This window comes from Enterococcus gilvus ATCC BAA-350, assembly GCF_000407545.1.
In the GTDB taxonomy this organism is placed as follows: domain Bacteria; phylum Bacillota; class Bacilli; order Lactobacillales; family Enterococcaceae; genus Enterococcus_A; species Enterococcus_A gilvus.
This window is the reverse complement of the sequence record NZ_ASWH01000001.1, coordinates 1,393,534-1,406,526: the sequence shown is the minus strand read 5'-3', so window position 1 is coordinate 1,406,526 and position 12,993 is coordinate 1,393,534. Positions and strand designations below refer to the sequence as shown.

The 12,993-nt window shown below is 37.9% G+C and carries 10 protein-coding genes; 1 reads left to right on the top strand and 9 read right to left on the bottom strand.

The window, feature by feature from the left end; translation table 11 throughout:
* Positions 1 to 115 precede the first annotated feature (115 nt).
* The 4 genes from glgA to glgB are packed head-to-tail and all read right to left on the bottom strand — an operon-like array spanning position 116 to position 5,766.
* A complete protein-coding gene (glgA, locus tag I592_RS06950) occupies positions 116 to 1,543 on the bottom strand; it encodes a glycogen synthase GlgA (RefSeq protein ID WP_010780917.1) in 1,428 nt (475 codons plus the stop codon).
* A 2-nt stretch (positions 1,544 to 1,545) separates the two neighbouring features.
* Complete coding sequence (gene glgD, locus I592_RS06945; protein WP_010780918.1) at positions 1,546 to 2,694, bottom strand: glucose-1-phosphate adenylyltransferase subunit GlgD; 1,149 nt, start codon at positions 2,692 to 2,694, stop codon at positions 1,546 to 1,548.
* Positions 2,681 to 3,826: a glucose-1-phosphate adenylyltransferase gene (locus tag I592_RS06940; RefSeq protein WP_044926495.1), complete on the bottom strand. Its 1,146-nt coding sequence runs from the start codon at positions 3,824 to 3,826 to the stop codon at positions 2,681 to 2,683. The genes glgD and I592_RS06940 overlap by 14 nt, the downstream gene beginning before the upstream one ends.
* Before the next feature lie 38 nt (positions 3,827 to 3,864).
* Positions 3,865 to 5,766 (bottom strand): 1,4-alpha-glucan branching protein GlgB, encoded by a 1,902-nt coding sequence (glgB, locus tag I592_RS06935; protein WP_044926130.1) that lies wholly within the window; start codon positions 5,764 to 5,766, stop codon positions 3,865 to 3,867.
* A gap of 422 nt (positions 5,767 to 6,188) precedes the next feature.
* Here glgB and I592_RS06930 point away from each other — a divergent pair, with 422 nt between their 5' ends.
* Positions 6,189 to 6,743 carry a DUF2179 domain-containing protein gene (locus I592_RS06930; RefSeq protein WP_010780921.1) on the top strand — a complete coding sequence of 185 codons (555 nt, stop codon included), beginning with the start codon at positions 6,189 to 6,191 and terminating at the stop codon, positions 6,741 to 6,743.
* Between the two features lie 2 nt (positions 6,744 to 6,745).
* Here the strand turns inward: I592_RS06930 and I592_RS06925 are convergent, their stop codons facing one another.
* The 5 genes from I592_RS06925 to pflB all read right to left on the bottom strand — a co-directional run bounded on the left by I592_RS06925 (position 6,746) and on the right by pflB (position 12,816).
* Complete coding sequence (locus I592_RS06925; RefSeq protein ID WP_010780922.1) at positions 6,746 to 7,603, bottom strand: alpha/beta hydrolase; 858 nt, start codon at positions 7,601 to 7,603, stop codon at positions 6,746 to 6,748.
* Between the two features lie 3 nt (positions 7,604 to 7,606).
* Positions 7,607 to 8,407 (bottom strand): DUF1803 domain-containing protein, encoded by an 801-nt coding sequence (locus tag I592_RS06920; protein ID WP_010780923.1) that lies wholly within the window; start codon positions 8,405 to 8,407, stop codon positions 7,607 to 7,609.
* A gap of 101 nt (positions 8,408 to 8,508) precedes the next feature.
* Positions 8,509 to 9,438, bottom strand: coding sequence for a manganese-dependent inorganic pyrophosphatase (locus I592_RS06915; RefSeq protein WP_010780924.1), 930 nt, complete (start codon positions 9,436 to 9,438; stop codon positions 8,509 to 8,511).
* Positions 9,439 to 9,605: 167 nt separating this feature from the next.
* Positions 9,606 to 10,391 (bottom strand): pyruvate formate-lyase-activating protein, encoded by a 786-nt coding sequence (pflA, locus tag I592_RS06910; RefSeq protein WP_010780925.1) that lies wholly within the window; start codon positions 10,389 to 10,391, stop codon positions 9,606 to 9,608.
* Between the two features lie 133 nt (positions 10,392 to 10,524).
* Positions 10,525 to 12,816, bottom strand: a complete 2,292-nt coding sequence (gene pflB / locus I592_RS06905) for a formate C-acetyltransferase (RefSeq protein ID WP_010780926.1) — start codon at positions 12,814 to 12,816, stop codon at positions 10,525 to 10,527.
* Positions 12,817 to 12,993 lie beyond the last annotated feature (177 nt).

The window sequence follows — 12,993 nt, the reverse complement described above, 5'->3', positions numbered from 1 at the left end:
GCTTTCATAAAAATTGAGTAATAATTACTATCTACAATACATCATTTCAACGAAACAATGATAGAAAAAGCCAAAATCCATAGCCTAAGGCTTTAGATTCTGGCTTTTTCGAATCCTACATTTGCTTGTATAGTTCTAAATATTTTTTACTGGATTCATTCCAGCTAAAATCTCGAGTCATCGCTTCTTCCATCAACTCTTTCCAAATATCTTGGTGTTCTTGGTAAAGAGTAATGGCTTGTTTCATCGCATTCATCAGATAGAACGATTCAAAATCATTAAATCCAAAGCCCGTTCCCTCATTTGTTATTGGATTGTACGGCTGGACTGTATCCTTTAATCCGCCGATCTCGTGTACGATTGGCAAAGTTCCATAGCGCATAGAGATCATTTGAGATAATCCGCAAGGTTCAAATGCTGACGGCATTAAGAACATATCCACCCCTGCATACACTTTTTGAGCCAACGTGACATCAAAGGCTATATGAATACTTGTTTTTTGAGGATATCTCTCACCGAAATGAACAAACTGATTTTCAAAATCTGGATCTCCCGTCCCGATCAGCACTAATTGTACATCAAACTGCATAAGGTTTTCCATTTCTTGCAATAACAGATGAAACCCTTTTTGATACGTTAGACGACTCACGATACCTATCACAGGAACCTCTGGTCGAACAGGCAAATCTAACAGCTTTTGCAGTTGTACTTTGTTTTCGATCTTTTTATCCAAATGATTTTTATCATAATTAGCAAAGAGGGCTGGATCAGTTGCTGGGTCAAATGCTTCGTAGTCAATACCGTTCAATATTCCATGCAGCTTCCCGCTTTCCATGCGTAAAATCACATCTAAACCCGCTCCGAATTCAGGTGTTTTAATTTCTTCAGCATAAGAAGGGCTAACTGTCGTTACGCGATCCGCATAAAGAATCCCTGCCTTCATAAAATTCACGCAATTATTAAAACGTATGGTTCCATCGTCGTACCGCTCGCCTCCCATATCAAATAAATCATACAAGACTTCGCGGCCATATTGACCTTGAAACTCAATATTGTGAATTGTTAAGACTGTTCGTATGTCACTGAACTTCTGTATCCAACGATACTTTTCCTTCAATAAAAAAGGAATGAACGAGGTGTGATAATCATTTACGTGCATCACATCAGGAATAAAGTCGATTTTTTCCATTAATTCAATCACCGCTTGCTGATAGAAAGCAAAGCGTTCTCCGTCATCAAAATACCCGTATAATTCTGGACGGTCGAAATAATAAAGGTTGTCTAGAAAATAATAATCGATCTCATTCAAGCGAAGATATTTCACACCACAATATTGTTTGCGCCAACCAACGTGCACATCAAATGAAAACAAGTCTTGCACCTGTTCTTTATACCGTTGGGCCATCTTTGTAAAAAATGGCAGAACAACTTTTATATCTGTTCCTTTTTCTTTCAGCGCCTTTGGCAAAGCCCCTGCAACGTCACCCAATCCCCCTGTTTTGAAAAAAGGAGCACATTCAGCTGCTACAAATAATGTTTTCAAGCTTATTCGCCTCCGTATACATCGCTTAATACGTGTGTATTTTTCTTAATTACTACAGGTTTTTCAGCTGAACCGATGATTTTTACGCCTGACTCTACTACGACATTTTTATCCAAAATTGCGTGTTTGATGAACGCATTTTCACGAATAGTACAACTAGCCATAACTATTGAATCTGAAATATCAGCACCTTTTTCAATTACCACACTTCTAGAAAAAAGAGAGCTGTGGGCTTTTCCATCAACAATACACCCTGTTGCAAATTGGCTGTTCGTCACTTCTGATGAAGGTGAATAATACGTTGCGACCTCATTTTTTAATTTTGTATAGATTTTTTGTTTTGAATAAAGCAATGAAGTGAATTTTTTAGGATCAAGCATTGACATATTCGCATCATAATAAGATTTAATATCAAAAATATTACTTAAATAACCCGTATATTCATAAGCAGAGGTTTTCACTTTACTCATAATCATTGTCAAAAAGTCTAAAATAGCGACTGGCCCACCATTTTTTTGCCCTTCATTCAATGCATCAATCATCCAATCCGTCCGACAGACAAATATCTTCATGCCAAGATTCAGCATTTCGTCCCCAGTCGTGTCTTCCAAGAAATTATGATGTCCTTGGACAATCCCATGATTATCTACTTCGATGATTTCATCTTGTCGATAAATATGATCTTTGGACATTTTTTTATAAACGACAGTCATAACGCTATCGCTTTGTTGATGAATTTTCAGCACTGCTTCTAAGTCGATGTTGCAGAGCATACGATTCCCCATAAAGACGGTATATTCTGATTTTGACTTATTCAAATAGTCGATTACAGATTCAAAGTACGGACGACCTTCTGCTTTCTTTTTTAAGAAATCCTGATAAAAATGGATAAAATAGCGACTATCAACACTATCCAAATGCCATTCACGTCCACCGCCAATATGATCGAAAACAGATTTTGTTGTTCCTTGATTAAAGACCATATAGACAGATTTAATATTGGCATTAATTGCATTCGACAGATTGAAGTCGATCAGACGATACTTGCAATCGAAAGGCAGCGTTGCTAGTGGTCTTTTTTCAGTTAAAGGTAATAATTCTGGGCATTCGTATACATTACCCATAATGGCACACATTTTATTCGCTCTCACTTGTCAACACTCCAATCACTTCTGAATATCCCACAACCGCGATTTCATCTGATCCATCAACGACAGCATCGTCTCCGATAATTGCATTTTCTCCGATGATCGCTTTCGTAATTTGTACATTCTTGCCAATTGTTGCACCAGGCATGATGACACTATCAATGACTTTTGCACCTTCTTTGACTTGAACATCGTTCGACAAAATACTATGCTCCACTTTACCAGCGACATAACAGCCATCCACAACTAATGAGTTCTTTACATCTGCGTTTTCCGTCAAGAAATGTGGTGGAGAAATTGTATTTTTTGCTAAAATACGCCAGTTTTTATCGCGAATATTTAGGCTATGACCCGGATCGATAAATTCCATACTTGCTTCCCAAAGCGAATCAATGGTACCGACATCTTTCCAGTAACCGTCAAAACGATAGGCAAAAACATTTTCGCCGCTTTCAAGATACGCCGGAATAACATGTTTACCGAAATCCAACATTTGATCATCTTTTTTGTAGCTGTTTAACAGGACACTCCGTAGACGACTCCAGTTAAAGATATAAATACCCATCGAAGCTAAATCACTCTTAGGCTCCTCCGGTTTTTCTTCAAACTCAATAATCCGATCGTTATCATCCGTATTCATGATACCGAAACGCGAAGCCTCATCAATAGGGACTTCGATCACAGCAACTGTCAATGAAGCGTTGTTTGCTTTATGATCCTCCAACATAGACTCATAATCCATTTTGTAAATATGATCCCCTGATAATACCAGAACGTATTGCGGGTCCATTTGATCGATATAATCCATATTTTGATAGATAGCGTGCGCTGTTCCTTCAAACCATTTACTTCCATCATTGCTTGAATACGGCTGTAGGATAGTGACGCCAGAATTAAGTCCATCAAACCCCCAGCTGGAACCATTGCCAATATGATTGTTTAGTGCGAGTGGTTGATACTGTGTTACTACACCGACATTGTTGATCCCTGAATTGATACAATTACTTAATGTAAAATCGATAATCCGATAGCGACCGCCAAAAGGGACAGCAGGTTTTGCAATTTTTTGTGTAAGTTTGCCTAAGCGAGAACCTTTCCCACCGGCTAAAATCATTGCTAATATCTCTGTTTTCATTTTATTTGATGAAGGACTTTCCTTCATCGACCTCCCCTCTATTTCTTACGTATATTGATTGACTCTGGTTTTAAAATAATTGCTCCTAAGGCAGGGACTGTCGTTTTAATCGACTGTCCGTACTCTTTAAATTCAATTGATTCACTTTGACAATCTGCGTTGTGTTTTGTCCATGTTCCGCCAAATTCTTCCATTTCTGTATTCCAAACTTCAGTATAAGCTCCTGGGTATGGAACACCGATACGAAAATCTCTACGTTCAATTGGGGTCATATTCAAAATGACAATCAAGAAATCTTTCTTTCGTTTTCCTTTGCGAATGAATGACAAAACGGACTCCTCGGTATTATCTGCATCAATAATTTCAATTGTTTCATAGGAATCTTCCATTTCCCATAAAGCCGTTTGTTTTTTGTAAAAATGATTTAGTTCTGAAGTGAACTGCAACATTGAATGATTCTTCGCATCCTTCAAATCTTCCCACTCTAAACCTTCGTCAAACTTCCACTCTAGAAACTGGCCCCATTCACCACCCATAAACATTAATTTTTTCCCTGGGTGGGTCATGAAGTACGTGTACATATTTCTTAACTGCGCAAATTGCTTGTACCGATCTCCCCACATTTTATGCATCAGGCTCTTTTTACCATGAACCACTTCGTCATGTGACAGCGGCAATATAAAATTCTCCTGCATCATGTACATGAATGAAAAAGTAATCAAGTTAAAATTGTCTTTTCGGTATACTGGGTCCATCTCGTAAAAACGCAAAATATCGTTCATCCATCCCATATTCCATTTGAAATCAAAGCCTAAAGAACCGCTTTCGATCATACCAGTCACTGGAGTTTCAGAAGAGCTTTCTTCCGCGATCATCACTACGTTGGGATGTGCTAATTTAATTACAGCATTCAATTTTTGTAGAAAATAATAGCCTTCAAAATTACGATTTCCGCCCTCATGATTCGGCGTCCATGGACCGTCATCATAGTCCCGATAGATCATACTGGAGACCGCATCCACACGAAAGCCGTCAATATGAAACATCTCGATCCAAAACATTGCACTGGAAATCAGAAAGCTTTGAACTTGTGGTTTCCCGAGATCAAAGTTAATCGAACCCCAACGATTGTTTTTTGCCCGATCAGAATCCGTATATTCAAATTGAGGGGTGCCATCGTAATAAGGCAACGTGTCATCGTTGATACAATAGTGACCAGGTACCCAGTCAACGAATACACCAATGTTATTTAGATGACAAGCTTCGACAAAATCTTGAAATTCTGCTGGTGAACCATAATATGAACTAAACGCAAAATACCCGATCAATTGATATCCCCAAGATCTGCCTAACGGATGCTCCATTAGCGGCATAAATTCAATGTGAGTATAATTCATGCTAACTAAATATGGGATGAGCTCCTCTTTTAACTCCGTGAAACTATAAGGGGTGCCGTCTTCGTGATGCTTCCAAGAACTCGCATGAACCTCATAAATACTCATAGGTCGTTTAAAAGCATTGGAACGCTTACTGCGCCCTCGCCAAAGACCATCTTTCCATTTTTTTTCAGGGAAAGTATATAGTTCTGCGGCATCTCCAGGCCTTTTCTCAAATCGAACAGCAAAAGGATCAATCTTTAAAATTTCTCGACCATTTGCCTGTTGCACTTTGAATTTGTACAATTCTCCTTCTTTCGCACTGTTCGTGAACACTTCCCAAATCCCACTATCTTCGTCTTTCTTCATCGGGAGATCTTGCCAATCGTTAAAATCACCTACTAGAGATACTGCTAATGCATTGGGTGCCCATACTCGAAAAACGTAGCCGTCCTGCACTTGATGCGCTCCTAATAAATGTTGCGCATAAAAATTCTCGCCAGACAAAAATGTTCTCTTAGCATCTTCCACATGTTGCGTTCCAACTTGATTATAATTTTCCATGAGAACCACCTTTTCAAATGAACGGCGAAGCGTCCTTAGATTACATTTCGATGTGCAAAGTCTAATAATAAAAACATTCTTTGTTCTATTATAATAACACAAAGACTTAACAAACAACTCGTTAAGCGTTCTATTATTCTGACTCCACATTATTAAATGTCCTTACCTAATATTATATTATAATAAGAATTAAAATAGAAGACAAAAATTTCAATTCCTTAAAATAATTCAATTTTTCTCCAAAAAATAACAATCATTATATATATTTTTCGCTTTTTTGACCACTAACAAAAAAAGATTTTAATCTTTTTTTCCTTCTATTTGCGTTTTAGAAAAATAATCGTTAGGCTAGTACCCATAGAAAAAAGAATTGGATAAATGATTGACTATAGAATAAATCACATGAATTTGGAGGTTTTATAATGATTGACATAAAAATGCTGCTGATGATCTTTGTTATCAACTTTTCCTACGTCACCTTAAACACCCTTCGATTTATGCTCACGATGAAGGGCTACCGAGTATTGGCCCCATTGATGAGTATGGTTGAGATCACGATTTACATTCTTGGACTGTCGATGGTATTGAACCGTTTAGACAATCCTCTTAATTTACTTACTTACGCTTTAGGCTATGCTATTGGCATAAGCGTCGGGATCAAGATTGAAGACAAGTTAGCACTTGGCTATATTATGGTTACTGTCATTTTGCCGACAAATACAGACCAAGAAGCGAGCTTACCACGTATTCTTCGTAACAACGGCTATGGGGTCACACAATCCTACGGTGAGGGACTAGAGGGTGGACGAATGGTTCTTGAAATCTTATCGCCTCGTAAAACAGAACGAACCCTCTATGCGTTGATAAAAGAAGTCGAAGACCGCGCCTTTATCATTTCCTACGAACCCAAATATATTTCTGGTGGATTTTGGACAAAAAAAGTGCGCAAACGTCAAAAAAGCAGCATGAAGCCTTAACTTCATGCTGCTTTTTTCCAAATAAAACGGATCAATTCATTTTTCAACTCCGCGCTTTTCGTAATTGATGAGTGTCCTGCGCCTTTCACAATTAATTCTTGATAACTTTTAGCATGCTTTTTAAATAGTAACCGTAACGCAAATGCACTATGTGTCGAAACGGAGCCATCGCTAGCGGATCCGTCGCCTAAATCTCCAGCGACGCTTAACACGTTTAAATTTGACGGCAGTTTATTCATCGCCTTATCAAAGTATTGATAAATCGGGGTTTCGCCAGTGGGCCCCCCATCAGTCATTTCATAAGCAAATACATCCTCTGTGTCTTCAGCAATTTCTAGATCATTAAACGGTGCCGAAATTGCGACAAACCTTTCTACTGAAGGCGTTCTATCTCCTGCATATTCCAACAAGTATCGAAGAGAAGAGACACCTCCCATTGAATGGCTCACTAAGTTTACTCTCGTAATTTTTTGTTCGTATAAATAGCGCATCACTGTATCAATCCATTGACTTTGAGTGATTTCATCTGGAACATCTTTTGAAAAAAGAACCATAATTGTCGGATTATCATTCATATTCTTTAACTTGCCTTCTACAGACAACTTGCCGTCCGCCTGAACAACAATCGTCATTTCACGTTTTGCAATGTTGTCTCTTTCAAGTTGACGAAGTAATGGACCAAACGAAAAAGAGTTTCCTTCGTAACCATGTATAAAGACTGTTGGTACATTGGAATAATGAACGTCTTTCTGCTTAGGCAAGGTTCCAGGTCCAAAATATCGGAACTTCGCATAATAAATGCCTCCGAAAACCAATAAGAAGCTAATAACTAAAATGATGCCTTTTATGATTCGCTGCATGGATCAGGACCTCTTTTTTATCAAATATGTAAAACTTTTTTGCTCCTTCAATAAAGAATCCGCTAGTTGACGCGCAAAGAAAAATTGCAGGTCCTTAGTCATTTCTGCTGGAAAAGGAACTGAAGGAACGTTCTCAAACACCGGCACAATCACTTGCCAGTCAGGATCAGAAGTTATCGTTTGACTTGTTAATAGACTTTGAAGAAAAATTGAATCGCGACGCGGTTTTTTTCCTGAAATTACTCGTTCAAGAATCAACTCCAATTGATTTGTAAAAAATTCAGCATGAACGTCTCCGATTAATTTAGCTAAATTTGGAAATAGTGCAGGTTGGTCGATATGCTCAAAATAGTTTGGTAATGTTTCTGGCAACTCTCCACCACGATTAATAGTCACTAATCGAACGTTTTTACTGTCTAACCTTTCACGCGTTGGCATCGGAAAATCCACTGCAAGAACCTTATCTACTTCATCACTCCAAAAATTTTCTCCCAGCCAAACCAAAAGTTCTTCTCTTGAGAACTTGGTTGCATATTCCTGAATAAAGTCATTGATTTCTTTATTTAACGGATATTCCTTTGTTATCTCTAAACGAAAATAATATCGCCGATCTTTCCTTGAAATAAAACCATTATCAATTAAAAAATCCAAATGCTTATCCAAATGTTTCATATCAGGGAATTTTTTCCGGATTTCTCTTAAAATCACGGGTTCATGTAATTGCTCAAAATAATTGAGTAATTTCTTTACTTCTAATTGCCCAACTAGTTGTTCCGTCTTTCTATTATTTGTATAGATTTGCATAGCTTCCTACTTTCTTGAATGGATATCTCCATGATTATATTCCTATTTGAAAATTTCCACAAAAAAGTGGACTTACAAAAGTCCACTTTACATACGTTAATTTATTTTTCAAATGCTTCCGTCAATTGAGGAACGATTTGTTTCTTCCGTGATACTACTCCTGGTAAGAAAGCACGGTCATTTTCAAGCTTCACCTGAAATGCTTCTGTGACCATTTCTCTCGGCTCTCCTGCTACCAAAAGTTCCGAATCAGAATCCAATACATTCGTAACAAGCAATAAGAATAGATCATATCCGTTTTTGACGTTTTCTTCTAACATAGCATCCCGTAGCGCTTCCTGACGTATAAACACTTCTGCAAGATCAACAGTATTTACTTGAGCAATACGAACTGTTTTGTCAGCCATCGGGAATGATTTAGCATCTAAGTCTAACAATTCTGCTTCTGTTTTAGTGCCTAAGTTCGTTCCTGCTTTTAATAAGTCAAGTCCATAACTATTTAAATCGACTCCTGAAACTTCAGCTAATTCGTTAGCTGCATCAATATCTTCTTGCGTGCATGTTGGTGATTTGAATAGCAACGTGTCAGATACAATTGCTGATAACATCATACCTGCAATTTTCGCTGGAACAGCAATATTGTTTTCTTTATAAAGCTTTAAAACAATCGTAGAAGTACAGCCCACAGGCTCAGCACGGTAGTAAAGAGGATTTGCTGTTTGGAAATTTGCGATCCGGTGATGATCCACTACTGCCAATATATTTAATTCTTCAATATCAGCGGCACTTTGCTGGAATTCATTATGGTCGACTAGCATAACGTCACTTGCTTCAACCGCCATTTTTTCTACCACACGAGGAGCCGTCAAACCGAAGTGGTCCAAAGCGAATTGCGTCTCTTCATTTGGTGTTCCTAGCGCCACTGCTTCTGCATCGACACCCAATTCTTTTTGCAAGTTGGCGTAAGCAATCGCTGCTCCGATTGCATCTGTATCCGGATTTTGATGTCCAAAAATTAAAACTTTTCCCATAGTTGATTCGCTCCTTTAAATAGGTTCTTCTTTATCATATCAAAAAAAAGCAAAAGAGCAACCAGATGCTGCCTTTTTCAAAAATAATACCTGTAATTTTCAATCTATTAACTATTTACATAAATAAAAAGGACAACAATTTCTCTTGTCCTTTCCCTTCAAGTTATCTAATTTTTACGTTTTAAATAGCCTTTGTAATCCTCTGTATGCAATAATTTTTTTGCATTTTCTACACGATCATCTGTTGGTGATTCGATTCCTTCTAGAGGATATTTTAGTCCCATCTCTTCCCACTTATACTTACCCATCGTGTGATAGGGCAAAATTTCTACTTTATCAACATTATTCAAGCTCTTAATAAATTTATCTAATCGAATTAAAAATTCGTCGTAGTCGCTTCTAAAAGGTACTAATACATGTCGAATCCAAACAGGCTTATTAATATCTGAAAGATATTTCGCCATCTCTAAAATATTGTCATTGGTGTGACCAGTTAATTCTTTGTGTTTTTGGTTATCAATTTGTTTAATATCGAATAAAATCAAATCAGTGTATTCCATTAATTCTTCAAACTTGGAAAAGAACGGCTCTTCAAAAGTAAACGGCTTGCCACAACTGTCTAAAGTCGTGTTGATTCCCATTTCTTTCGCTTTTTTGAATAAATCAATTAAAAAATCAATTTGCAGCAAAGGTTCTCCACCACTTACAGTTATTCCACCCTTTTTACCCCAGTAGCTTTGATAATTCAACGCTTCCTTTAAAATATCGTCAGCGGTTCTCTTTTTTGACTTCGGATCATTGATCTTCCAAGTATCTGGATTATGACAAAATTGACAGCGCATGCGGCAACCTTGCATAAACACAATAAAGCGCACCCCTGGACCATCTACAGATCCGAAACTCTCGATTGAATGGACATTTCCGACAATAGGTTGTTCAGCCACAGTAGACATAAACAGTCCTCCCTTATATATAAAACTTCTTCCGAAATTTTTAATCGTTCCTTATAAAACCATGATAGTAAGTAAGGCGAATAGACCTCCGTCCATCCGCCCTTACGAACCACTTCATTTATTGAATCAGTAATTACATTTTTGCGTGGAATGTACGACTGATTACATCTTCTTGTTGTTCACGTGTTAAATCAATAAATTTAACAGCGTAGCCAGAAACCCGAATTGTAAAGTTAGCATATTCTTCTTTTTCTGGATGTTCCATTGCATCGACTAATTTTTCTTTTCCGAAAACGTTCACGTTTAAATGATGAGCCCCTTGATCAAAGTAGCCGTCTAAAACGTTCGTCAAGTTTTCAATACGTTCATCTTCATCGTGACCTAAAGCATCTGGATTAATACTTTGTGTATTTGAAATACCATCTAACGCGTATTCATAAGGTAATTTTGTTAACGAGTTAAGAGATGCTAATAGTCCGTTTTGCTCAGCACCGTAAGAAGGATTTGCTCCAGGAGCTAGCGGTTCGCCTGCTTTACGTCCATCAGGCATTGCTCCAGTTGCTTTTCCGTAAACAACATTTGAAGTAATCGTTAAAATTGATGTTGTTGGTTCTGAATTACGGTAAGTATGATAGTGTTCTAATTTCTCCATGAATGTCTTCAATAGCCAAACGGCTAAATCATCTGCACGCATGTCGTCATTTCCGTATTTAGGGAAATCGCCATCTATCTTAAAGTCAGTAACGATACCATCTTCATCACGAACTGGGAATACTTTCGCATACTTGATTGCAGCCAATGAGTCAACAACATGAGAGAATCCAGCAATTCCTGTTGCAAAAGTACGTTTCAAGTTCGTATCCATTAAGGCTAGTTCAGCCGCTTCATAATAATATTTATCATGCATATAGTGAATCGCATTTAAAGTATTCACATACATTCCAGCTAACCATTCTAACATATCATCATATTTAGCCATCACGTCGTCGAAGTCCAATGCTTCATCTGATTCAATTGGACGCAGATCAGGACCGACTTGCGCTTTAGATTTTTCATCGACCCCACCGTTGATCGCATACAACAAAGCTTTAGCTAAGTTGGCACGAGCACCAAAGAATTGCATTTCTTTCCCTGTCTGTGTAGCAGACACACAGCAGCAGATCGCATAGTCGTCTAACCACACTGGGCGCATAACATCATCATTTTCGTATTGGATCGAAGAAGTATCGATCGAGATTTTCGCTGCGTAGTCCTTAAATCCTTCAGGTAAACGAGAAGAATATAATACAGTCAAGTTCGGTTCTGGGGATGGTCCCATGTTTTCCAACGTGTGTAGGAAACGGAAATCATTCTTAGTAACTAAAGTACGTCCGTCCATACCCATACCTGCGATTGAAAGTGTTGCCCAAACTGGGTCGCCAGAGAACAATTCATTATATGAAGGAATCCGAGCAAATTTAACCATACGTAATTTCATTACTAAATGATCAATTAATTCTTGCGCTTGTTCTTCAGTCATTGTTCCATTTTCAATATCGCGTTGGATATAAATATCCAAGAAAGTAGATACACGTCCGATTGACATTGCAGCACCATTTTGTTCTTTAATGGCAGCTAAGTAGCCAAAATATGTCCATTGTACAGCTTCAGTCGCATTTTCAGCTGGACGAGAAATATCAAACCCATAGGCTTCTGCCATCTCTTTGATACGTTTCAATGCTTTGTATTGATCGCTGATTTCTTCACGCAAACGAATGTCTTCTTCTGTAAACTGACCGTGTCCAGAATTTGCATGATCTTTTAATTTTTGTTCCATTAAATAATCAATTCCGTATAGAGCTACACGACGGTAATCTCCAACAATTCGACCACGTCCGTAAGTATCAGGAAGTCCCGTAATAATTTTCGCACGACGAGCCGCACGAATCTCAGGCGTATATACATCGAAAACTGCTTGATTGTGCGTTTTGTGATAATCATTAAAGATTTCAGTGTATTTAGGATTTGGAGTGTAACCGTATCTTTCAAGCGATTCTTCTGCCATACGAATACCACCATAAGGCATGAATGCACGTTTTAATGGTTTGTCTGTTTGAATACCGACGATTGTTTCTTTCTCTTTCATACTTTCATCAATATATCCAGCACCATAAGCATTGGCTGCAGAGACAATATCTGCTTCCATATCCAATACGCCGCCGTTTTCACGTTCTTGTTTTTGAAGTTCTTGTAGCTTGCCCCATAATTCGTTTGTTGATTCTGTTGGATCTGCTAAGAAATCGGCAGCGCCTTCATAAGGTGTGTAGTTTGCTTGAATAAAATCACGAGTATTGATTTCACTCTTCCACAGATGCCCCTTAAAGCCTTCCCATGCAGACTTCTCAGTGTTCTTCATCTTTTCTAGTTCATTTGTTGCAGTTCCCATTCAAAAGGACCTCCTTAGAATATAAAAACTTCATTGCTACAGCTTTACGAACAAAGTATAACACATAAATTCTTTTATGCAAGCCTTTCCTTGTGAAAGATTAATTAGAAAATAATTTCTATTCTGAAAAAGCCTACAACCGTTGGTACAAAAGCATCTAACTATATTTATTCTTTA